The sequence below is a fragment of the Thermobacillus sp. ZCTH02-B1 genome (genome assembly GCF_002159085.1).
Lineage (GTDB): Bacteria > Bacillota > Bacilli > Paenibacillales > Paenibacillaceae > Thermobacillus.
Window position 1 is genome coordinate 1 of record NZ_LZRU01000011.1, and the last position, 21,918, is coordinate 21,918.

The following is a 21,918-nucleotide window of genomic DNA, read 5'->3' on the forward strand; positions in this document are numbered from 1 at the left end:
TGGCGACCTGGCTTTGGAAGTCAGGTCCCCATCTAAAGCAAGTTGGCTTTTTGCTGGTGATTTTGGCCAACACCATAAAACAAACTCCCACGTTCCACCTGAAACATGGGAGTTTGTCTTCAGTCTGTCGGGCTCTTGCTGTTGCAAGGGCCCGTTTTTTTGCACCGGAACCCGTGAGGGTGTCGAGCCTGCTCGCAAAAAAGTTTGGGACGACATTCAGAAAGTGACAGTATGTTCCAATTCGTCTTTGCTAGACTGATCCGTGCTGAAACGTATTATCCCAAACGGAGGTGTCGGGGAAGTCGGCATTTCGTTGAACTCCGAGAAACGGCTAAAACGTTCAAGTGAAAGGAGTGTGAAACGGACATGGCGATGAAGAGGCTGATTGCGGCATTTTCGGCTTTTCTCCTGCTCACGATTTACCTGCCCGGCGCCTTCGCAGCTGAAGGTTCGCCGGACACCGTGTCCGGATGGAGAGCGGAATCGTTGCCGGATACGGAACCGGGACAGGCGCTCGAACCGGAACCAGGGGCGGAGTGGACGCCGGATCCGTCGCCGGAAGCCGCGCCGGAACCGGAGGTCGGGATCGTGCCGGATTCCGGGCAAGAATTGAAAGCGCTAACCGTGACGGAGGCCGTATACCTGCCCTTCATTCTGAGGAACGAGAACTTCGCGTTTCACGAGCGGACGGATGCCGTGATCATCGACGCCGGCAAGGAAGTGGACGGTTCCTCGCTGTCCAAAGAGGACTTCGAAGCGCATGTGCGGCAGACCCGGATCGTCGACCCGAGCTATGTCGCCTATGATGGTCCGCGTAAAATCATCGACGTCTATGTGAGCCGGGTGAACGATGTCGGATCGCCGGCCGAAACCGGACGGTACATCGTCATCGACTTCCCGGATGTGGGATGGGGAGACGGCGGCGCCACGAACGACGAAGGCTACACGTTCGATTCGCAGTACACGATCACGTACAAGGGCCCCGGCATCCGGTTCACGGACGGCACCGTTCTCGTGCCGGACGGCTTCGTGCAGACGGGCGTCGTCAGTCCGGTGCTGGACAAATTCCAATACGCGAATCATGAAGGGCTCGACTACAGCTACTTCCTGAGCGAGGCAGCCGAAGGGCCGCTGCCGCTGGTCGTGTTCTTCCACGGCGGCGGACAGGGCAACGACATCTACACGCCGATCCGGTTCAGCAACGGCGGCACCGTATGGGCGAATCCGGAGAACCAGGCGAAATATCCGACCCACGTGCTGGCGCCGCGGAACGCGACGACGCCCGAAGATATGCACAAGGTGAAGGCGGTCATCGACAAGTGGATCGAAGAGGGCAAGGTCGATCCGAACCGGATCTACGTCACCGGCTTCTCGATGGGCGGATGGTCCACCTGGACATTCCTGCAGCAGTTCCCGGATCTGCCGGCTGCGGCCGCCCCGCTGTGCCCCGCGTGGGGTCCGGACGAGGCCACCGCACAGGCGGTCGCGTATCTGCCGCTGTGGGTGTTCGTGGACGATGATGACTTCCTGTACGAATCGGTCGTCGAACGCTACAACACCTACAGCCCGTACTGGCACGACTCGAAGCTGAGCATCCTGCCGGAGAACCGGTTGAACAACCCGCCGTATGACGGCTTCGTGTTCGACGGCCATGCCGTCTGGCTCCCGGTCTACAACGAGTACGTGGACGAGGAGCGCGGCATGCTCATCGACTGGATGTTCGCGCAGAGCAAGGTGCGGGGCGTCGAGGAAGTGCAGGTCAGCACGACCGCGGGAACGGCGCCGGTGCTGCCCGACAAAGTGAAGGTGAGCATCAACCGCAACGCGACGGGCATCGAACAGGTAGAGCAGGCGGTCACCTGGGATGCGATTGATCCGGACCAATATGCGAATCCGGGCACGTTCACGGTGGAAGGCACCGTCGAGGGCATCGTCGAAAAGGCGATCGCGAAAGTGACGGTCAATCCGAGGAGCATCGTCGTACCGTTTGTTCCCGTGATTCCGTCGCCCGAACCCGACGAGACTTCGCAAGAGCCGCCGGACACGTCCGATGACGGACGGGAGCCCGAAGAAGAGCCGGTGCGGTTCCATTCGGCTTACATCAGAGGCTTCAGCGACGGCACCTTCCGGCCGAATCAGGGGATTACGCGGGCCGAACTGGCCGTGCTGCTGACGCGCAACCTGGGCTTTGCCGGAGGCAGCGGCCCAAGCTCCTTCAAGGACGTCAAGGCGACGCACTGGGCGGCGGCCGCGATCGAGAACGTGAAACGTCTCGGTCTGATGGGCGGCGACGGGAAAGGCAACTTCCGGCCGAACGATCCGGTCACGCGGGCGGAGATGGCGGTCATTGCCGTGCGCTACCAGAATCTCCGCGCGACGGCCGGCGCGAAACCCCGTTTTGCCGACGTGCAGCCGAGCCACTGGGCAGCAGCCTCCATCGAGGCGGCGGCCGCGGCCGGCATCCTCGACGGTTACGGGGACGGAACGTTCAGGCCGAACAAGGCGTTGACCCGTGCGGAAGCGGTCAAGGTGATCAACCGGATGTTCGGACGCGGTCCGCTGTACGGGGTGTCGCAACCGAGCTGGCCGGATGTGCCGGCGAACCATTGGGCCTTCCGGGAAATAGAGGAAGCGTCCCGGGATCACCATTACACGATCCGGGCGGGCGGCGGCGAGCAAATCCGGTAATCCGGGACCGCCATCGCGCGGGATGCGGTGGCGCGCAGGACGGGAGCAGGCGCTCCCGTCCTTTTTTTTGGCCCGGTACTCCGATGGATCCTTCCGGCATGCATCGCCGTCGCGGAGGCGGCACAACCGTTGCAGGCAAGGGAGCGGGCAGGTTGTCCAACGGGACAGCCTGCTTTTTTCATGGTTTCGCATGGAAAGCAGCGGAACCTGCATCCGCAACGGCGGGCATTTGTTTGCCGCAAATTTTCATGTTGCATTTTCAGGCAGACGTTGCTATAATCGTCAATGTGCGAATGATATTCATTATCAATTAGAATGACACAAGGGGAGAGAAACACAATGAGACGCTACGTTACCCTCCTGTTCATGGCTGTATGGGTTCTGGCCCTTGCGGCATGCGGCCGTGCGGATAACAGCGCCGGCTCCAACAACGCCACCGGCGCCGCAGGCGGAAGCGCGTCCGCCGAACCGTCCGCATCCGAACAGGCGGCCGGGCAGACGGCCGGTCAGGCGGATTCCGGAAAGCCGGCGACGATCGAATACACGGACGCGAGCGGCAATACGGTCACGATTCCGGTCAACCCGCAGACCGTCGTCGCGCTCGACAGCCGGACGTTCGAGACGCTCGAGGCGTGGGGCATCAAGCTCGCGGCGGCTCCGAAGGCCGTCATGCCGGCGGGCATCGGCTACAAGACCGACGACTCGGTGCGGGACATCGGCAACCACCGGGAGCCGAACCTGGAAGTGATCGCGGCGGTCAATCCGGATCTGGTCATCGTGGGCCAACGCTTCTCCGGCTTCTATGAAGACATCAAGGCGCTGGTCCCGGATGCGGCGGTCATCAACATCGACATGAACGTGTCCGCAACCGACGGCACCGCGGGCGAACAGCTCGTAAACGGCTTCAAGGACATCACGACGCTGCTCGGTCAAATCTTCGGCAAGGAAGAGGAAGCGAAGGCGCTGATCGCCGAGTTCGACCAGGCGCTGGAAAAAGCGAAGGCCGCCTACAACGGCACGGACAGGGTGATGGGCGTCATCGTGTCCGGCGGCAACATCGGTTACTCGGCGCCGCACAACGGCCGCGTCTGGGGTCCGCTGTTCGACATCTTCGGCTGGGTGCCGGCGCTCGAAATCGAGAACGCGACATCCGATCACCAGGGCGACGAAGTCTCGGTTGAAGCGATCGCGCAGAGCAACCCCGACTGGTTGATGGTGCTCGACCGCGACGCGGCGATTTCGAGCGAGGGAGAGAGCACGCCGGCGCAGGACGTCATCGTGAATGCACCGGCCCTGCAAAATACGACCGCCCTATCGAAGGGGCAAATCTACATCGCGCCGGCCGACACGTATACGAACGAATCGATCCAGACGTACATCGAAATTTTCGAAGCGATCGCTGAATGGATGAGCAAGTCGTCCTGACGCGCATCCCGAAGTCCACCGGAGGAGTACGCCGCCGTGTCCACGCATGCGATGCATGAGGCGGAGATTGGGTCTCCGCCTCCGCTTGCCGAACCGCGCCCCGAGCGCAACCGACTCATCACCGTCCCGTTCGTCCTTGCCGTCTTCGCCGTGATCGCCCTCGGGGCCGTCTCGCTGTTCACCGGCGTATACGACATCTGGGGGCGGGAGGACGGCCGGGACATGTTCTTCATCACGCGGGTGCCGCGCACGATCGCCCTGATGCTGACCGGAGCCGCGATGGCGATGACGGGGCTCATCATGCATCTCGTAACCCGGAACAAGATGGTCGAACCGACCACGACCGGCACGACCGAATGGGCCGGCCTCGGGCTGCTCGCGGCATACCTGCTGGTTCCGGGCCCGACGCTCGTCATGCGCATGACCGGCGCCATCGTGTTCTCGTTCGTCGGCACGATGATCTTCTTCCTGTTTCTGCGGCATGTCCGCCTGCGCTCGTCGCTCATCGTGCCGATCACGGGGATGATGCTGGGCGCGGTCGTCTCGGCTTTTTCCACATTCATGACGCTCCGGTTCAACATGTCCCAAGTGATCGAGAACTGGTTCATCGGCTCGTTCGCGCCCGTCCAGGCCGGACGATACGAACATCTGTGGATCATCGTGGCGGTCACCCTGATCACCTTCCTGTACGCGAACCGGCTGACGATCGCTGGGCTCGGCGAAGACGTGGCGACGGCGCTGGGGCTCCATTACCACCGGCTCATCCTGCTGGCCAACGCCCTGGTCGCCGTCTGTGTCGGCGTCGTCGCCGCCGTCATCGGGAACATTCCGTTCCTCGGGCTCATCGTCCCGAACATCGTTTCGATGATCCGGGGCGACGATCTGCGGAGCAATCTGCCCTGGGTGTGCCTGACGGGGATGGGGACGATCACGCTGTGCGACATCGTCGCCCGCGTCGTGATCATGCCCTTCGAGGTGCCGGTGTCGCTCATCCTCGGCACGCTCGGCGCGGCCGTCTTCATCCTGATTTTGCTGCGGCAGCGAAGGAGCGGGAGGGTGCGATGAGCGCGCTGGATGTCGGATATGCCGCGGGATGCGGCGCGGAAACCGGAATGCGCGTGCGGAGGACCGGCGCGTTCCGCACGCGGCGGGACGCGAGGCGCTATTGGCTGCTGCTCTGCCTGTTCCTGGGCGCGGGGGTTGCGGCCGTCCTCGGCCTCATCCTGTACAACCAACCGGTGCCGGTCGATTCGCCGTCGTTCATTCCGGTCGTGAAGCGGCGGCTCACCTCCGTCACCGCGATGTTCATCGCGGCGCTCTGCCACAGCTTCGCGACGGTCGCGTTCCAGTCGGTGACGGGCAACCGGATCATCACGCCGTCGCTCCTGGGGTACGAATCGCTCTATTCGTTCATCCAGACGAGCGTGCTGTTCTTCTTCGGCGCGACGACACTCGTCCGGTTCACCGGCACGGGCGCGTTCTTCCTGCAGGTCGCGCTGATGATCGGCCTGAGCCTGATCCTGTTCGGCTGGCTGCTGTCGGGCAGGTACGGCAACCTGCACCTGATGCTGCTCGTCGGCATCATCATCGGTGCCGGTCTCAACTCAGTGTCGGGCTTCATGCGGCGGGTGCTATCGCCGTCCGAGTTCGACCTGCTGCAGGCGCGGCTGATCGGCTCGGTCAACAACGCGGATGCGGCATATTTTCCGATCGTGATTCCGCTCGTGCTCGCGACGGCGCTGGCGATGTTCCTCCTCTCGCGGCGGCTGAACGTCCTCTCGCTCGGCAGGGACGCGGCGACCGCGTTCGGCGTGCACTACCAGGCGCACGTCATCCTGTTCCTCGTGCTGATTGCCGTCCTGATGGCGACGACGACGGCGCTGATCGGCCCGATGACGTTCTTCGGCTTCCTCGTGGCCATGCTGAGCTACCAGGCGGCGCCGACCCATGACCACCGGTACGTGCTGCCGATGGCGTTCGCGATCGGGTTCGGCGTCCTGACGTCCGCCTATTTCCTGCTGTACCACGTGTTCCACGCGCAGACCGTCGTCTCCGTGCTCATCGAGCTGTTCGGCGGCATCGCGTTTCTGACCGTATTGCTAAGGAAGCGATCGCTATGATCACCCTTCAGAATGTCCGGAAAACCTACGGCGGCGAAGTCCGGATCGGCCCGCTGAACATCGAAATCCCGAAGGCGGGCATCACCTCGCTGATCGGCCCGAACGGAGCGGGCAAGTCGACGATGCTGCTCATGATCGGCCGGCTGCTGAAAATGGACGAGGGCCGGATCCGGGTCGCGAACATGGACATCGCGCGCTCGAAATCGAACGACATCGCGAAGATTCTGACGATCCTCCGGCAGGAGAACCATTTCATCACGCGGCTGACGGTGCGGCAGCTCGTCGGCTTCGGCCGGTTCCCGTATTCGAAGGGCAGGCTCACGAAGGAGGACGAGGCGATCATCTCGAAGTACATCGACTTCTTCGGGCTGACCGACCTCGAGCACCGGTTCCTGGACGAACTGTCGGGCGGGCAGCGGCAGCGGGCCTACGTCGCGATGGTGCTGTGCCAGGAGACGGAGTACGTGCTGCTCGACGAGCCGCTGAACAACCTCGACATCGCGCGGGCCGTGCAGATGATGGAGCACCTGCGCCGGGCGGCGGACGAGCTCGGCCGGACCATCGTGGTCGTGCTGCACGACATCAACTTCGCGGCGCGGTATTCCGACCGGATCTGCGCGATGAAGAACGGGCAGATCGCCGCTTTCGGCACGGTGGACGAGATCATGCGGCCGGATCTGCTCACGGACATCTTCGAGACGAGGATCGAGATCATCGACGGACCGTACGGCAAGCTGGCGGTCTATTAGCGGGAACGTTCCATTCCGTTTCGCCGCTCCCGGAGGATGGCGGGATGTCGGGACGAAGCCCCGGACATCCGGGACGCTTGTTCGGGAGCATTTCGATCCCATCCCCTTCGATCAGCGGGGCCTCGTTTTGACCTTGTCCCCTTCGCTCAACAGGAGCGAAGGGGATTGTTTCATATGGGACGGGAAAAGCCGTCTTGCCGGGGGCGAACCGTGTGTCCATTTTGCTGCCTGAACGCCTCCTGTCTGATCCGCCGTCCCGATGGTACAATGGAAAAAGAAAAGCGGTCTGGGAGATTCGGACGGGGGAGGTGCGGCACGTGGAAGCCGGTTATCGGACGCCCCGCCGCGCGGCCAGACGGAGAAGGCGGAGGCGCGGAAGGTTCGCGGCGTGGCTTGTTTTGTTCGCGCTGCCGGCCGCGGCGTTCGTCTGGCTGGTGGCGGACGGGCTGTTCGGGACGGCACGGGACGGCGCGCGGCAAGCCGCGGGCGGGCTGCCTGCGGATGTTGCGCAGACGGCCGGACGCGGGGACGTCGCGCCGCCGGACGGACAGGCGGAGACGGGGCCGGGGCCCGCGAAGCGGACGATCGTCGATTTCCGCATGGCGGACCTGGATGCGGGATGGTACATCTTTGACGACGGAACCGTCATGGTGACCGAAGACGGCGGGCTGACCTGGCGCGAGGCGGGTCCGGACTGGACGATGCCGGAGGGCGACGGGCTTGCGTCCGCCCTGACGGAGGGGCGAACGGCCTCCGGAGCCGGCGACGCGGATGCGGAAGCGCCGGGCGGAGCGGAAGCCGGAGTCGGGGTGACGTCCGGAGCCGGTATGAGCTGAAGCCGTACAAGACCGGCCATTTCACCTATCTGCCGGTTCCGCGGTCGACGAAGCCGGGCACCTACACGGTCGGCGGCGCGCGGCTTGAGGTGAAGGCGAAAACGTTCAGCACGCAACACCTGACCGTATCGGAAGAAATGGAAGCCATGCGCCGCAACACGGAGCGGATCGAAGCCGACCAGAAGAAGGTGAACGAGGCGCGGTCCCGCTCCGCGGAGACGTTCCTGTTCGATTCGCCGTTCCTCAAGCCGATCGAAGGCCGGCTGTCGACGCCCTACGGCTATACGCGGTACATCAACGGGAAGTTGAGCAGCACGCACAACGCGATCGATCTCGCGGCTCCCGAGGGGACGCCGATCGCGGCGACGAACGACGGCGTCGTCGTGCTGGCGGAGGAGCTGTACCTGACGGGGCTGACGATCTACATCGACCACGGGATGGGGCTGTTTTCGCAGTACGCGCACCTGTCGGAGCTGCATGTGAGCGCCGGGGATACCGTGAAGAAAGGGGACGTCATCGGTCTCGTCGGCTCCACCGGTTTCTCCACGGGTCCGCACCTGCATTTCACGTTCTGGGTGCACAACACGCCGGCGAATCCCGATCTCTTCTTCGACACGACGCCGTTCCGCTGGGAGAATCCTTAAAATGACGGAGGAAAAGGCCGTGGCGGGATCATGGCGCGGCTGTGCGCCGCATTTCTATGCCGTACCGTCGAACAGGAACGGCTCCCCGCGAAGATACGTGCCCGCTTCCCGCGCGGCCAGCCTGCGGATGGAATCGGGCAGCCATTCTTCCCAATCCGCCAGGCCCAGCCAGAAGCTCATCGTGTCGAGCTGCGAAGCGAAGAAGAAATGTTCCAGCAGCTCGACATGGTCGTCCGGCAGCGCCCGGTGCCCGGCGTAGGCCCGGATCACATGCTCCCTGAGCGAAGGGGGGATGTGGCTCAGCGCCCAGCCGAAATCGTACAGATAATGTCCGAATCCGCACGCGCCGAAATCGATCGGCCTTGCCTCCGCGCCGTGAAACACGATGTTCCCGGGGTTCAGATCGCCATGGATCAGCCCCCCGTTTTCCGGCGAACGGTCCAGCGCGTTCACCCGGCGGACCGCCCGGAGACCCGCGCGCCGGAGCAGGGCCGTCTCCTCCGCGGGGAGCCGGCCTGCCCGGGCGAGTTCGTCCAGCCTGGTTAGCGTCTCCAGGATGCGGGAATCGTCGTACGCGGGACGCGTGAACCCCTCCGGGGCCGTCCGGCCCGCCGAATGCCGGTGCAGCCTGCCGATCATGGCGCCGACGGCTTCGGCTTCTTCGGGGGTCGCGATGCGCTCACGCTGTTCCCCGTCCACCCAGGTCAGCAGCGTGCAGGCGGCGCCGCCCGCGAAGGTTACGAGCTCTCCCCGGCGGTTCCGGACGGGTTCGGGAACGGTCAGGTCCGATTCCCGGCTCAGCGCCTCCAGCCAGATCAGCTCGGAGCGGATTGCGTCCGGCGCGGTCCAGTACGCTTCGAGGCTGCCACGGGATATTGCGTCAGGGCTTCTTCGGCGATGTGCATGCAACATTTATCCGCTCCCTGAAACGATGATCTGCGCCGTTGGCGGATGGTAGGATGATCATACCATACCCGATTTGGTTTGATCCGGCAATACGCAGAGGATCCCGCTGCGCATGCAGACGAATGACCGCAGCGCAACCGCCGTTTGTCGTACCCGACGGATATCGGATGGTGGAGGCGGATGCCTTTGCCGTTCCGGTTCGGATTACGCCACTTTCGTCATGCCGGTCAGCGCTTCATTCCAGGGATAAAGGATCCCTTCCCCCGGACCTTCGGGTTGACCGGCCTTGACTTCAAACTCAAACGAGAAGTGATCGAGATCGTCAAACGGGAAAGGATCGCGATCGACGCTCTTGTCTTTTTTGATCCAATTCTTTTCAGCCGAGATCGTGACAACCCGAACCGTATAATCGTCATCACCGGGCTTTCGGTAGAGTCGCGGAATAGCCTTGATTTCCAAAACGGCATCCATCGGGGCAAACGATTCGTCCGCGGGGATGTTCCCGTTAGGCTTCAGCGACACCGTGACCGTTATGTCCGTGTTGACGATTCGGGGGATGAAATTCACGCCCGCCATATCGCCCAATGCGGCTATCCTGCCGGAAAAATCTTGCTCAGGGATCGTCACTTCGATCCGTTGGCGGTTGTCGAACGCGAAGCCGACCCAGGTGCCCGAAAGCTTCGCGAACAATTCCGACGCCAGCGTCTCGTAATCGGCAGGCAGCTGTTCATAGACATCGTCCCATCCGCCGCCGTCCGGATTTTCAGGCGGATTCCCGTCCCCCAAAATTTCGTTGTTGCCGGTTTTGGAGCAGGCGGCCGTGACTGTTGCGGCAAGCAGCAAAATCAGCACAGCGATTCTTTTCAAGATGATTCCTCCGAATGCATGATGTTCGATGAAGGGGGGTTCAAGTGTAACGTATTCAATCCCGTCTTTCTTGTCAAGAATTTCCATGCCATGATTGGATGGAAAAGAACATTTCGCACAACGCTGGTGGCGTGCCGGAGAGAGAACGTTTCATTTCACGATGACCTTCCCGGTCCGCCGGTACGCCTTCAGATCCTCGATCGTCACGGCAGAGCGCGGGGACGTCCTCCGGCAGATCGTCCGGATCGAACAACGCGGCATCGACGGTCTCGGGCGTCTGCGGTTTCCGAAGCAATCGACCAAATGTAATGCAAAAATGCATTTCATTCAGCCTGTCCGCTGTTTTCGGGCAAATTTTCGTGTATTTTTACATTACATGCCCCGGTACATCCCCCTCCAATACCGGGTTGACCCGGACATCCGGGCGGATGTAGAATGTGAATGTCTTATACTAAAAGCTTTTACTGTAAGCTAATGTTGTCCGGGAGGATCGCCCATGGATTACCGCCGGCTGGTCGAGGATTTGTTCGAATGCATGCACCGATCGCGGCGGCCGCCGTTTCCCGAGGAGCCGGAGGGCATCACCCGCGGCGAGCTGGGCATTCTGATGTTTCTGACGCACCGCCGGGACGGCGTCTCGGCGGGCGAACTCAGCCGGTGGCTGCGGATCACGACCGGCCGCGTGGCCTCCGCGCTGAAGAGCCTGGAGCGCAAGCGGTTCATCGAGCGGAGGCGGGATGCGACCGACCGGCGGAGGGTGCTGGTGCACGTCACCGAAGCGGGACGTTCCTTCGCGCTCGATCGGCATGAGAAGGCGAAGCGCGGCATGGAGCGGCTGCTTCGCAGGCTGGGGGAGCGCGACGCGCAGGAATTCGTCCGCATCCTCAAGCGCATTCACGAGATGGAACCCGAGGAAGATGGAAACCGGCAACTTGACGGTGGAGGATGAAATGTTCAGGATTTTCGGATATCTGCGCAAGAAGGAATGGATCTATCTCGCGGCCGCCGTCGTCTTCATCGCGACATCGGTGTGGCTCGACCTGAAGCTGCCCGGCTACATGTCGACGGTGACCGTGCTCGTCCAGTCCGAAGGCTCCCGCATGGGCGAGATCGTGCTGAACGGCGCGTACATGCTGCTGTGCGCGATCGGCAGCATGGCGTGCGCGATGGTGGTCGGCTATTTCGCGGCGCGGGTGGCCGCCGGCCTCTCCATGCGCCTGAGGAGCGCGCTGTTCGACAGGACGATGTCGTTCTCCATGGCGGAGGTCAACAAATTTTCGATTGCGAGCCTCATCACCCGGACGACGAACGACATCAACCAGGTGCAGCTGTTGGTCGCGATGGGGCTGCATGTGCTGGTGCGGGCGCCGATCATGGCCGTGTGGGCCGTGGTCAAGATCTCCGGCAAGAGCTGGGAGTGGACGGCGGCCACCGGCGTCGCGGTGCTGGTGCTGGTCATCATGCTGTCGGCCGTCACCGCGTTCACGCTGCCCCGTTTCCGGAAAATCCAGGCCCTCACCGACAACCTGAACCGTGTGACGCGCGAGCACCTGACCGGCATCCGCGTCGTGCGCGCCTACAATGCGGAAGACTACCAGGCGGCAAAATTCGAGAAGGCGAACGAGGATCTGACGAACGTCCATCTGGCGACGAGCCGGACGCTCGCGGTCATGTTCCCGGGGATGGGCTTCATCATGTCGGGCATGTCGCTGTCCATCTACTGGATCGGCGCGTACGTGATCCAGGCGGCCCGGTTGGAGGACCGGATCCTCCTGTTCTCCGACATGGTCGTGTTCTCGTCCTATGCGATGCAGGTCATCTTTTCCTTCATGATGCTCAGCATGTTCTTCGTCATGATGCCGCGCGCGGCCGTCGCCACCCGGCGGATTCTGGAGGTGCTGGACACCGGTTCGAGCATCGAAGACGGCGCCGAGACGGAAGGCCGGCCCGGAGCGGAGGGGCAGGTCGAGTTCCGGAACGTCAGTTTCAAATATCCCGGCGCCGCCGACTATACGCTTCGCGACATCAGCTTCATCGCGCGCAAGGGGGAGACGGTCGCGTTCATCGGGGCGACGGGGAGCGGCAAGACCACGCTCGTCAATCTGATTCCGCGGTTCTACGACGCCACCGAAGGCGAGGTGCTCGTGGACGGCCGCAACGTGAAGGAGTACACGCTCGAGGCGCTGCGCAGCCGCATCGGCTACGCGCCGCAACAGGCGTTTCTGTTCAGCGGCACGGTCGGCTCCAACGTGGCGTACGGCCGGACGGGCGCGGGCGGCCCGGGAATCGATGAGCCGGGCGGCGGCGCGAACAAGGCCGGCGTCGCGGGAGCGGGAACGGGAGACGCCGGCGGTGATGCGACCGAACGGGAAGAGCTGGCCGACGTGAAGCGGGCGGTCGAAATCGCGCAGGCCCGGGAATTCGTCGAGAGGATGGAGGGGCAGTACGACGGCCGGATCGCGCAGGGCGGCGCGAACCTGTCCGGCGGGCAGAAGCAGCGGCTGTCGATCGCGCGGGCGATCTGCCGCAGGCCCGAAATCCTGATCTTCGACGATTCGTTCTCCGCGCTCGACTACCGGACGGACCGCGAGCTGCGCGCCGCGCTCGCGCGGGAGACGAAGGGGACGACCGTGCTCATCGTCGCGCAGCGCATCGCCACAGTCCGGCACGCCGACAGGATCATCGTCCTCGACGAAGGGCGGATCGTCGGCACGGGAACGCACGACGAATTGATGGCGAGCTGCCCGGTCTACCGGGAGATCGCCCGATCGCAGCTTTCGGAGGAGGAGTTGGCCTATGGACGGCAGGCGTGAATCCGGCATCGCAGGCGACGGTCTGCAAGCGGGCGGATCGCATGGGGCGCCATCCGCGCCGTCTCCGCGCGGCGAGTCGTCCGGACCGTCTTCGGGCGGCAAGTCATCCGGACCGGCTCCGCACGGCGTCCCGTCCGGACCGTCTGCGGGCGGCGCATCGTCCGGATCTGCTCCGCGCGGCTTCCCGCCCGGACCGCCGCCCGGAGGCCCGCATGGCCCGATCGGAAGACCGCCCGTTCGGCCGCCGATGGGCCCGCACGGGCCGCGCGGCATGTTCGCGGGCGTGAAGCCGAAGGATTTCCGCGGCGCGATCCGCCGGTTGATCGGCTACATCGGCGCGCATCTGCCGGCGATCATCGTCGCGCTCGCGCTCGGGTTCTTCGGCGCCATCTTCAACATCATCGGCCCCGACAAGCTGAGCGAGATTACCGACATCATCGCGGCCGGCATGATGACCGCCGTCGACATCGACGCCGTTACCCGGGTCGGCACCTTCCTCGCGGTGCTGTACGTCCTGGCCCTGCTGTTCAACTACATCCAGGGCTTCATCATGGCGACGGTGACGCAGCGCGTGACGAGGCGGCTCAGAAGCGACATCTCGCGCAAAATCAACCGCCTCCCGATGGCCTATTTCAACCGGAACGCCACCGGCGACGTCCTCAGCCGCGTCACGAACGACGTCGATCTGATCGGCCAGATGATGAACAACAGCATCGGCTCGTTCATCAACGCGGCCACCGGCTTCGTCGGCGCGCTCGTCATGATGTTCTGGACGAACTGGATCATGGCGCTGTCGGCCGTCCTGTCCACGTTCGTCGGTTTCTTCCTCATGTCGCGCATCATGCGGTTGTCGCAGAGGCATTTCGCCGACGTGCAGCGGCATATCGGTATGGTGAACGGGTATGTGGAAGAAATGTTCACCGGCCACACCATCGTGAAGGCGTATGGCGGCGAACGCGAGGCGCGGCGGCGGTTCGGCGAAATCAACGGGCAGCTCTATGAAAGCGCCTGGAAATCGCAGTTCCTGTCCGGCCTGATGATGCCGCTCATGGGCTTCATCGGCAACTTCGGCTACGTCGTCGTCTGCATCGTCGGGGCGCTGCTTGCCACGAACGGCCTCACGACCTTCGGCACGATCGTTGCGTTCATGGTGTACATCCGGCTGTTCACGAATCCGCTGCAGCAGTTCGCGCAGATCGGCTCGAGCCTGCAGGCGGCCGCCGCCGCGGCGGAGCGCGTGTTCGAGTTTCTGGCCGAAGAGGAAATGGAGGACGAGAGCGGCAAGACCACCCGGCTCGACCGGGTCCGGGGCGACGTGGAGTTTCGCCACGTGCGCTTCGGCTACGAGGGCACGGACCGGCTCGTCATCAAGGATTTCTCGGCGCGCGTGCAGGCCGGCCAGAAGGTCGCGATCGTCGGGCCGACCGGCGCGGGCAAGACGACGCTCGTCAACCTGCTCATGCGGTTCAACGAGATGAACGGCGGCGACATCCTGATCGACGGCGTGTCGATCCGGGACATGACCCGGGAGCACGTGCACGGCCTGTTCGGCATGGTGCTGCAGGATACCTGGCTGTTCGAGGGGACGATCCGCGAGAACATCGTCTACGCGAAACGGGGGGTGACCGACGCGGAGGTCGAGGCGGCCTGCCGGGCGGTCGGGCTGCACCATTTCATCCGCAGCCTGCCGAACGGGTACGACACCGTGCTGGACGACCGGGTGAGCCTGTCGGCCGGCCAGAAGCAGCTCATCACGATCGCCCGCGCGATGGTCGCGAACGCGCCGATGCTCATCCTCGACGAGGCGACCAGCTCGGTCGACACGCGCACGGAGGCCCAGATCCAGGCGGCGCTGGATAACCTGATGGCGGGGCGCACGTCCTTCGTGATCGCCCACCGGCTGTCGACGATCCGCAACGCCGATCTGATCCTGTTCATGAAGGACGGCGACATCGTCGAAAGCGGCACGCATCACGAACTGCTCGCGAAGAACGGCCATTACGCCGAACTGTATCGCAGCCAGTTCGAGCAGGTGTCGTAAGCCCGCCGTCAACGAAGGCGGCAAAGGCGGCAAATCACGGGGCGTTCCGCAAGCCATGCCCCCAACATCCGGCATGATCGCACGCGGCCGGTCGGGAAACGGTTTCCCGGCCGGCCGCTTTTGCATGCCCCCGCGCCGGAGCCGGCCACTAGTCTAAGCCGCGGCATCGCACAATACAGTATAGCAGTCGGAACAACGTGCGGGAGGGGAGCAGGCGTGTCGGCCCCGAATTTTCCCAACATTACGCCCGTCATTTCGATTGACCGCGACAGTGCGATCAATCTGCTGCTGTCATCCATCGCCATGGAGGAGCTCGGACTCAGCCATATCCTCAACGCGGAAGGCGAGAAAATCCAGTACACGCTGGGGAGGGGGTCCGTCCCTCCCACGATCGACCAGATGCTGGAGATGAACGAGTCGCTCGTGCGGACGCTGAATGCGGCCATCAAGACCGAAATGCACCTCCAGAACAAGCTGGAGTCGGTCATCGGATTGCTCGCTTCGGGACGGAGATCGGCCCAATCCCCCGCCGCGGCATCTCCGGGCCGGGCTCCCGCGTGGACCGCCGCGCACGCGTTTGCCGCCAGCACGACGGGCCAGACCGTGGCCATTGAAACCACCGGAACGGCACTGCGCTTCCCGGACAACCAGGTGCTCAGCGGCGTGATGCGGAACGCCTCGAGCACGGTGTTCACCGTCACCGTGTCCGGTCATTATCTCGTCGCCTGGACGGTGAACGTCGAGCTGGCCGCCTCGGATTTCATTGCGCTGACGATCAACAACGTCATTTACGCTCCCGCCATGCTGACCGGAACGGGCGCCGCAGGCTACACCAGCACCGTCATCGTTCCGCTCGGGGCGGGGAGCCATCTCTCGGTCAAATTGTTCGGCCGCAGCCGCGAGACCCATCTGTTCGACGGGGCTGGCGCGACGCTCACGATCCTCAGGGTGAAATGAGCCGGACCCGACGCGTGGATCGGAAGGGGACATGCGCATGAAGATTCTCATTGCCAGCCCGGTGCAGCAGAAACCCGAAATCCTGCGGATGTTCCTCCATACGGTGCAGCACGTGAGAAAGCCGGAGGGCGCCGAAGTGCACTACCATTTTGTCGATGACAATGAACTGGAAGCGTCCTCGGCGCTTCTCCGGCGGTTTCAGGAGGAGCAGCCGAACGTGAAAATCGACCGGTTCCCGGAGCACATGCGGTACGTCGTCGACGAGTCCACCCACCACTCTTGCCCGGCATTATCAACATCGGGAGTACGGCATCCGTCAACGCCACCGGCCTGAACATACCGGTTGCCGCGCAGACGCGGCTGCTCGTGGTGTTCTCCGCGACCTCTTCGATTTTGGTCACCCTCGCCGGTTACGTCAGCGGAGGCATCGGCATCGCCCTGACCTGAACGCGGAAATGCGGCGTCTCCCGGCGCAGTTTTCCCGGGGACGCCGCATGGTACAAGGAGGTCGAAACGGGTGTGACCCGGAAGCCCCGTTTGTCGCTGTGCATGATCGTGCGCGATGAGGAGCGGTGGATCACCGCTTGCCTGGAGAGCGTCCGGGGCGTGGTGGACGAGATGATCGTGGTGGGCACGGGGTCGCGCGATTTGACGCCGGATCTGGCCGAACGGTGCGGCGCCCGGGTGTACGCGTGCGCATGGAACGACGATTTTGCGGCGGCGCGGAATTTCAGCCTGGACCGGGCGTCCGGGGACTGGATCCTCTGGCTGGATGCGGACGAGCGGCTCGATCCCGCGAATCGCCGTTCGATAAGGGACGTGCTTGGGACGGACAAATGGCTGGCGTCGCTCGTGGTCGTGAACTATTACGGCGGCGATCCGCCCGATCCGGCCCGGTCCAACCGCTGGGCGCAGTACCGGCTGTTCAGGAATTCGCCCGATTTGCGCTTCCGCGGCGCCATCCACGAGCAGCTGGTCCACGTGCCGGAACGGACCCCGTCCGCCGTGCTCCACCTTCCCGCCGTCATCCACCATTACGGCTACATGGACGAGGTCGTCCAGGCAAAAAACAAGACCGCCCGCAACCTGCGCCTCATCCTCGAGTCCATGCGCCGCGACCCGGACTACGACCCCTGGCTGGACCATCACGCGGCAAGCGAGCTCTACCGGCTGGGCCGGTTCGACGAGGCGCTCGCCTTCGTCGGACGCGCCATCGTCCGTTTCCTGGAGCGGCGGCAGCCGCCCCCTTCGCTTGTCTACCGCCTGAAATACGCCGCGCTCATCGAAGCGGGCCGATGCGCGGAAGCGGCGCGCGGCATCGACGCCGCGCTTGCGATGTACCCCGATTATGTGGACCTTCATCTGTACAAGGGCATCATTCTGCTTCATCTGGACCGGACGGAAGAAGCGCTGGCGGCGTTCCGGCACTGCCTGCGGCTGGGCGACGGCGGAACGGCGCATCTGACGTGTCACGGAGCGGGAAGCTTCCTGGCCTGGCTTTATATCGGACGCTGCCTCCGGCGGCTCGGCAGGATGCGCGAGGCGAGGGAAGCGTTCGGAAAGGCGCTTGCGCTGCGTCCGGATTTTCCGGAAGCCCGACGGGAAATGGAGGCGTGCGGCAATGATCACGATCAGCCTGTGCATGATCGTCAGGGATGAGGAGGAGGTGCTCGGCCGGTGCCTGGATTCCGTCGCGCCCCATGTGGACGAAATCGTCATCGTCGATACGGGATCGACGGACCGCACGAAGGAGATCGCCCGGAAATACGGCGCGAAGGTGCATGATTTCGAATGGACGGACGATTTCGCGGCGGCGCGGAATTTTGCATTCTCCAAGGCGACCATGGATTACATCCTGTGGCTGGATGCCGACGATTTCCTGCTGCCCGAAGACGGCAGGCGGCTGGGCGAACTCAAGCGGACGCTCGATCCCGTGTACAACGCCGTCTCGATGCCGTACATTCTCGGACGGGACGAATCCGGCAAGCCGACCTTCTCGCTCAGGCGCCACCGGCTGGTGAAGCGATCCTGCGGATTCCGTTGGATCGGCGCGGTGCACGAATACCTCGAGGTTCGCGGGCCCGTCTACCACAGCGACGTCTGCGTCACCCATGACAAGCGGAAACCCTGGACGGACCGGAATCTTCGCATTTACCGCGCGCGTCTGGCGAGGGGGGAGGTCTTCTCGCCGCGGGATCTGTACTATTTTGCCAACGAATTGAGGGACCACGGGCAGTATGCGGAAGCGTGCGAATATTACGAGCGGTTCCTCGACACGGGCCAAGGCTGGGTGGAGGACAACATTCAGGCGTGCCTGAAGCTGGCGGAGTGCCGGCGGCAGCTGGGTGACGAGCAGCGGGAGTATCAGGCGCTGTGCCGCAGCTTCCTCTACGACCGCCCCCGCGGCGAGTGCTGCTACCTGCTGGGAGAATACTTCCTCCGGCGCGATCGGGTGGACCAGGCGGTCTTCTGGTTCCAGATGGCCCTTCAGCTGCCCGTTCCCGAGTCCGCGATGGGCATGCGCAATGCGGCGATGACGACCTGGATGGCCCACCTGCAGCTCGCGGTGTGTTATTCCCGGCTGGGAAAGCACGAGTGGGGCTGGCTCCACAACGAGAAGGCCGCGTCGTATGTGCCGGATCATCCGGGCGTTCAGCACAACCGGAAATTTTACGAACGCGTCCTCGGCAAGAACGGACGACCGGGTTGAAGGCACCCTGGCGGGAAGACAGCGGACAACCGGAAGAACACGCGGTTCGGACTCCGTGAAAGGCGGAGTCCGTTTTTCATGCGGCATGTTCTCCGAACGTTCCCAAGCCGTCGGGAGCAAGAAAGCCCCCAAAGCAGCCCTTTGTTGTTTCGGGTGTCTGCTCTGAGGGGAGCATTTCGCTCTCGTTCCGACCGGCCGTCGTCGCGCTGGCAGGGGCGGCCATCCGCGGATCAGATCGGGTACCGGGGAGTAATGCAGAATTCGCCCTGATAGGTGCCGGCCGTGGCGGGGAGCGCAAGCTGAATCTCGGAGAACCGCCGGTACGTGAAGGTCGTGCTGGTGCCCGGCGCCAGCGTTACGGAGTTCAGCGTGTTGCCCGCTTCGTCAAGGATGTTGAGGGTGATGTCGGCGGGGCCGGCGTCGTATTGCACGTAGCCGGTGCCGTAGATATTCCGGTTGATGTTGTTGCTATAGACGGTGATGACCAGCGCCGCGTCATCCACCGTGCCGTTCCAGGGCGTGCAGACTTTGTCCTGCACATATTTCCTGTCCGGACAGCAGCTCAGGGCGGATTGGTTCATGCAGCATCCCATGACGGTGGCATCCCTCCCGCAAAGGCATTACTCCAATTAATGCAGCAAAGGCCCGGACGGTCTGATCAAATGCCGCCGGGCGATCATCCCGATTTGGCCGCATGAGCCCGCCGGACCGGATTTACCCGCTGACGGAGACGGCGTATTTCCCCTCCGCGTATGTCGACGGCCCGGCGTCCGGTACGGTCACCAGCAGCCGCCTGATCCGCGGGCTCAGATAATTGACCGTGTTGCCGGGAGCGACGTCCAGTTCGATGCTTTCATCGGATTCGATCAGCAGGCGGAGCGGCTCCGCATTGTCCGGCAAGGCATAGACGGTGGCCTGCACGACGGCGACCCGCATGGAGGGGTCCCGCTCCCAGATCAGCACGCCCGGGGTGCCGGCGGTAATCAGGATGTTGCCGCAGCAGGATTGGGTGAAGGACGGACCGTCCGGCCGCGCGGCGGGCGGATCGGAAGGGCGCGGATCGGAAGGCCGCGGATCGGGTGCGGGAGTTCCGGGACGGGGAGAATCCGGTAAGAACGGCCGGTTCCACGCGGGGGTCATCGGTTGGTCCGAAGCGCGGCGGCGTCTGCGCCGGCGGCGGCCTTGTCCGCGCCGCCTGCATCTCCGGCGCCTGCGGGAGCAGCGGGAGCACCGGCACAGGATGCACCTGCATCGAAGAAAGAAGCCCATCGCGGACCACCACTTTGACGTGTGCTTCAATTTATTGAATGTCGGTTTCAATCGGCTTGTGCATTCGGGCCGCAATCAGGCGATGCGATGAACGGACCAGACGATGCCGTTCGTTCCGCTGTTGCCGATCTGCAGCGTCACGGTGGCGCCGGTCGAATTGTAGAACAGGGCAATCGTGTCGCCCGCGTTCAGGCTGACGTCGCCGGCCAGCGTGACGCAGCCGTTGCCGAGCAGCCCGCGGAGCGTGACAATCGCGCTGATGTTCAGCACCGGCAGGAGACCGGTGATCAGATCCGTAGCGGAAGGGGTCAGGCGCTGCACCGCGAAGTACGGGTTGATGCCGGGGCCGAGCGAGATCGAGACCGCGGCCGTCGTGACATAGTTGATGGTGGCCGAAATCGCGTATCTTCCCGTGGAAGGCACGGTGAACACGCCCGTCACGGGGTTGAAGTTCGGGTGGCCGTAGTACGGCGCGGTGACGGTCCAGTTCGTGAATTGGCCCGATGTGTTCACCGTCAGCGCAGGGATCATCGCCGAGAACCCCTCCGTCGCGAAGACGGGCCCCTCGGGACCGGTTGGCCCGGTGGCGCCGGTCGGCCCCGTTGGCCCGACCGGACCTTCCGGCCCCGGATCGCCTGTGGGGCCCGTCGGGCCGGTGGGTCCGGTGGCGCCGGTCGGCCCCGTCGGACCGGTTGGCCCGGTCGGTCCCGTCGGCCCCGTTTTCAGTCGCGGGCTGCAGCACGCCAGAGGATGATCCTCATCCGCGCCACTGCGGCCGCAGCCACAGTCGGGCCAGCCGCACCACCCGAACATGCCGCTCCCTCACTTCATGGCGGATTCTCTCCCTGACAGATAATGCGGCGTGAGGACATGTCGCTTGTATGAATATCCTGTCCGGGCCGAAGCGTTCGCGGTTTGCGGCCGGAGTCGGGCGATGCGGCCCATCGGTCCATGGGATCGCGGAAAGACGACGCGGCAAGACGAGCCAAATTTTCCATTATGTCATCTGCGTGCCCGGGGCGCAAGCGTGCAGGATAAAATTGTTAATCTCGCAGGGGAAGGTTCTATAATTCCTTATATTGTATTAATAGCGTTTTCATACTAGAATATACCTATAGAGGAGGTGAATGTAAAATGCTGATGGCATATGACACCGGGTAAGCGACGTCAGGACCGAAAGCGCTATCAATCCATCCAAATCCCATGAAGGAGGGACCAATAATGTTCAGAAAACGGAAACTGATGGCGGTGCTGACGGCCGTGGCGATGGTGGCCGCGCTGTTCGCCGTCAGCGGCGGAGCGAACGCGAACACCTACTGGCAGTACTGGACCGACGGAGGCGGCGTGGTGAACGCGACGAACGGGCCGGGCGGCAACTACAGCGTGAGCTGGTACAACTCCGGCAACTTCGTGGTCGGCAAAGGTTGGCAGTACGGGGCGCACAACCGGGTCGTCAACTACAACGCCGGCGCCTGGCAGCCGAACGGCAACGCGTATCTGACGCTGTACGGCTGGACGCGGAATCCGCTCATCGAATACTACGTCGTCGACAGCTGGGGTTCGTGGAGACCGACCTACAGCTACCGCGGATCCGTCTACAGCGACGGGGCCTGGTACGACATTTATCACAACTGGCGATACAACGCGCCGTCCATTGACGGCACGCAGACGTTCCAGCAATACTGGAGCGTCCGCCAGCAAAAGCGTCAAACCGGCATCAACGTCTCCATCACGTTCGAGAACCACGTAAACGCATGGGGCGCCGCAGGCATGCCGATGGGCCGGGATTGGTCCTATCAGGTGCTTGCGACCGAAGGGTATCAAAGCAGCGGTTACTCCAACGTCACGGTGTGGTGACGCACGGGCCGGCCGGCCGCGAGCCGGCCGGTCTTC

General features: G+C 63.6%; 21 protein-coding genes. 16 read left to right on the forward strand and 5 right to left on the reverse strand.

Translation table 11 applies throughout. The features are described 5' to 3' along the window. The 8 genes from A9Z00_RS04775 to A9Z00_RS04810 form a co-directional block, all read left to right on the forward strand. Positions 1-227: hypothetical protein (locus tag A9Z00_RS04775; RefSeq protein ID WP_296975031.1), on the forward strand; the 227-nt coding region annotated here is incomplete at its 5' end. Positions 228-366: 139 nt separating this feature from the next. Next, complete coding sequence (locus A9Z00_RS04780; protein WP_296975032.1) at positions 367-2,688, forward strand: S-layer homology domain-containing protein; 2,322 nt, start codon at positions 367-369, stop codon at positions 2,686-2,688. 339 nt (positions 2,689-3,027) lie between these two features. Continuing rightward, positions 3,028-4,113, forward strand: coding sequence for a siderophore ABC transporter substrate-binding protein (locus tag A9Z00_RS04785; protein ID WP_296975034.1), 1,086 nt, complete (start codon positions 3,028-3,030; stop codon positions 4,111-4,113). Positions 4,114-4,164: 51 nt separating this feature from the next. Continuing rightward, positions 4,165-5,178 carry an ABC transporter permease gene (locus A9Z00_RS04790; RefSeq protein ID WP_296975058.1) on the forward strand — a complete coding sequence of 338 codons (1,014 nt, stop codon included), beginning with the start codon at positions 4,165-4,167 and terminating at the stop codon, positions 5,176-5,178. Then, positions 5,175-6,233 (forward strand): iron chelate uptake ABC transporter family permease subunit, encoded by a 1,059-nt coding sequence (locus tag A9Z00_RS04795; RefSeq protein ID WP_483316267.1) that lies wholly within the window; start codon positions 5,175-5,177, stop codon positions 6,231-6,233. Before A9Z00_RS04790 ends, A9Z00_RS04795 begins: the two co-directional genes overlap by 4 nt. Further along, the gene (locus tag A9Z00_RS04800) at positions 6,230-6,982 is read left to right on the forward strand and encodes an iron ABC transporter ATP-binding protein (protein WP_296975036.1); all 753 of its coding nucleotides are present in this window, start codon (positions 6,230-6,232) and stop codon (positions 6,980-6,982) included. Before A9Z00_RS04795 ends, A9Z00_RS04800 begins: the two co-directional genes overlap by 4 nt. A gap of 317 nt (positions 6,983-7,299) precedes the next feature. Further along, positions 7,300-7,818 carry a hypothetical protein gene (locus tag A9Z00_RS04805; RefSeq protein WP_296975037.1) on the forward strand — a complete coding sequence of 173 codons (519 nt, stop codon included), beginning with the start codon at positions 7,300-7,302 and terminating at the stop codon, positions 7,816-7,818. Between the two features lie 89 nt (positions 7,819-7,907). Further along, entirely contained in the window at positions 7,908-8,462 is a 555-nt protein-coding gene (locus A9Z00_RS04810) for a M23 family metallopeptidase (RefSeq protein ID WP_296975038.1), read from the forward strand. Positions 8,463-8,516: 54 nt separating this feature from the next. Here the strand turns inward: A9Z00_RS04810 and A9Z00_RS04815 are convergent, their stop codons facing one another. Together A9Z00_RS04815 and A9Z00_RS04820 are read right to left on the reverse strand one after the other, a co-directional pair. Then, a complete protein-coding gene (locus tag A9Z00_RS04815; RefSeq protein WP_296975039.1) occupies positions 8,517-9,374 on the reverse strand; it encodes a phosphotransferase enzyme family protein in 858 nt (285 codons plus the stop codon). A 198-nt stretch (positions 9,375-9,572) separates the two neighbouring features. Further along, the gene (locus A9Z00_RS04820) at positions 9,573-10,235 is read right to left on the reverse strand and encodes a hypothetical protein (protein WP_296975040.1); all 663 of its coding nucleotides are present in this window, start codon (positions 10,233-10,235) and stop codon (positions 9,573-9,575) included. A gap of 496 nt (positions 10,236-10,731) precedes the next feature. Here A9Z00_RS04820 and A9Z00_RS04825 point away from each other — a divergent pair, with 496 nt between their 5' ends. The 7 genes from A9Z00_RS04825 (at position 10,732) to A9Z00_RS04855 (ending at position 18,756) form a co-directional block, all read left to right on the forward strand. Further along, positions 10,732-11,184 (forward strand): MarR family winged helix-turn-helix transcriptional regulator, encoded by a 453-nt coding sequence (locus tag A9Z00_RS04825; protein ID WP_296975041.1) that lies wholly within the window; start codon positions 10,732-10,734, stop codon positions 11,182-11,184. Position 11,185: 1 nt separating this feature from the next. Next, entirely contained in the window at positions 11,186-13,048 is a 1,863-nt protein-coding gene (locus tag A9Z00_RS04830; protein WP_296975042.1) for an ABC transporter ATP-binding protein, read from the forward strand. Positions 13,049-13,295: 247 nt separating this feature from the next. Continuing rightward, complete coding sequence (locus A9Z00_RS04835) at positions 13,296-15,089, forward strand: ABC transporter ATP-binding protein (RefSeq protein ID WP_296975043.1); 1,794 nt, start codon at positions 13,296-13,298, stop codon at positions 15,087-15,089. Between the two features lie 216 nt (positions 15,090-15,305). Beyond that, complete coding sequence (locus A9Z00_RS04840; protein ID WP_296975044.1) at positions 15,306-16,046, forward strand: alpha-helical endospore appendage domain-containing protein; 741 nt, start codon at positions 15,306-15,308, stop codon at positions 16,044-16,046. 37 nt (positions 16,047-16,083) lie between these two features. Continuing rightward, a complete protein-coding gene (locus A9Z00_RS04845; RefSeq protein WP_296975045.1) occupies positions 16,084-16,380 on the forward strand; it encodes a hypothetical protein in 297 nt (98 codons plus the stop codon). 185 nt (positions 16,381-16,565) lie between these two features. Further along, positions 16,566-17,705 (forward strand): glycosyltransferase, encoded by a 1,140-nt coding sequence (locus A9Z00_RS04850; RefSeq protein ID WP_296975046.1) that lies wholly within the window; start codon positions 16,566-16,568, stop codon positions 17,703-17,705. Further along, entirely contained in the window at positions 17,668-18,756 is a 1,089-nt protein-coding gene (locus tag A9Z00_RS04855; protein ID WP_296975047.1) for a glycosyltransferase, read from the forward strand. The genes A9Z00_RS04850 and A9Z00_RS04855 overlap by 38 nt, the downstream gene beginning before the upstream one ends. A 230-nt stretch (positions 18,757-18,986) precedes the next feature. Here the strand turns inward: A9Z00_RS04855 and A9Z00_RS04860 are convergent, their stop codons facing one another. The 3 genes from A9Z00_RS04860 to A9Z00_RS04870 all read right to left on the reverse strand — a co-directional run bounded on the left by A9Z00_RS04860 (position 18,987) and on the right by A9Z00_RS04870 (position 20,556). Continuing rightward, positions 18,987-19,349, reverse strand: a complete 363-nt coding sequence (locus tag A9Z00_RS04860) for a DUF3992 domain-containing protein (protein ID WP_296975048.1) — start codon at positions 19,347-19,349, stop codon at positions 18,987-18,989. A 121-nt stretch (positions 19,350-19,470) separates the two neighbouring features. Then, positions 19,471-19,692 carry a hypothetical protein gene (locus A9Z00_RS04865; protein WP_296975049.1) on the reverse strand — a complete coding sequence of 74 codons (222 nt, stop codon included), beginning with the start codon at positions 19,690-19,692 and terminating at the stop codon, positions 19,471-19,473. 408 nt (positions 19,693-20,100) lie between these two features. Beyond that, positions 20,101-20,556 (reverse strand): hypothetical protein, encoded by a 456-nt coding sequence (locus tag A9Z00_RS04870; protein WP_296975050.1) that lies wholly within the window; start codon positions 20,554-20,556, stop codon positions 20,101-20,103. A gap of 690 nt (positions 20,557-21,246) precedes the next feature. On the opposite strand from A9Z00_RS04870, the gene A9Z00_RS04875 reads away from it, so the two are divergent. Next, on the forward strand, positions 21,247-21,882 hold the full coding sequence (locus A9Z00_RS04875; protein WP_296975051.1) for a glycoside hydrolase family 11 protein: 636 nt from the start codon (positions 21,247-21,249) through the stop codon (positions 21,880-21,882). Positions 21,883-21,918: the final 36 nt, after the last annotated feature.

Excerpts from the sequence above, each read along its gene's own strand:
- A9Z00_RS04780 (WP_296975032.1), top strand. The coding sequence starts at position 367 with ATGGCGATGAAGAGGCTGATTGCGGCATTTTCGGCTTTTCTCCTGCTC.
- A9Z00_RS04785 (WP_296975034.1), top strand. The coding sequence starts at position 3,028 with ATGAGACGCTACGTTACCCTCCTGTTCATGGCTGTATGGGTTCTGGCC.
- A9Z00_RS04790 (WP_296975058.1), top strand. The coding sequence starts at position 4,165 with ATGCATGAGGCGGAGATTGGGTCTCCGCCTCCGCTTGCCGAACCGCGC.
- A9Z00_RS04795 (WP_483316267.1), top strand. The coding sequence starts at position 5,175 with ATGAGCGCGCTGGATGTCGGATATGCCGCGGGATGCGGCGCGGAAACC.
- A9Z00_RS04800 (WP_296975036.1), top strand. The coding sequence starts at position 6,230 with ATGATCACCCTTCAGAATGTCCGGAAAACCTACGGCGGCGAAGTCCGG.
- A9Z00_RS04815 (WP_296975039.1), bottom strand. The coding sequence starts at position 9,374 with ATGTTGCATGCACATCGCCGAAGAAGCCCTGACGCAATATCCCGTGGC.
- A9Z00_RS04825 (WP_296975041.1), top strand. The coding sequence starts at position 10,732 with ATGGATTACCGCCGGCTGGTCGAGGATTTGTTCGAATGCATGCACCGA.
- A9Z00_RS04830 (WP_296975042.1), top strand. The coding sequence starts at position 11,186 with ATGTTCAGGATTTTCGGATATCTGCGCAAGAAGGAATGGATCTATCTC.
- A9Z00_RS04835 (WP_296975043.1), top strand. The coding sequence starts at position 13,296 with ATGGGCCCGCACGGGCCGCGCGGCATGTTCGCGGGCGTGAAGCCGAAG.
- A9Z00_RS04845 (WP_296975045.1), top strand. The coding sequence starts at position 16,084 with ATGAAGATTCTCATTGCCAGCCCGGTGCAGCAGAAACCCGAAATCCTG.
- A9Z00_RS04855 (WP_296975047.1), top strand. The coding sequence starts at position 17,668 with ATGATCACGATCAGCCTGTGCATGATCGTCAGGGATGAGGAGGAGGTG.
- A9Z00_RS04860 (WP_296975048.1), bottom strand. The coding sequence starts at position 19,349 with ATGGGATGCTGCATGAACCAATCCGCCCTGAGCTGCTGTCCGGACAGG.
- A9Z00_RS04865 (WP_296975049.1), bottom strand. The coding sequence starts at position 19,692 with ATGCGGGTCGCCGTCGTGCAGGCCACCGTCTATGCCTTGCCGGACAAT.
- A9Z00_RS04870 (WP_296975050.1), bottom strand. The coding sequence starts at position 20,556 with ATGATCCCTGCGCTGACGGTGAACACATCGGGCCAATTCACGAACTGG.
- A9Z00_RS04875 (WP_296975051.1), top strand. The coding sequence starts at position 21,247 with ATGTTCAGAAAACGGAAACTGATGGCGGTGCTGACGGCCGTGGCGATG.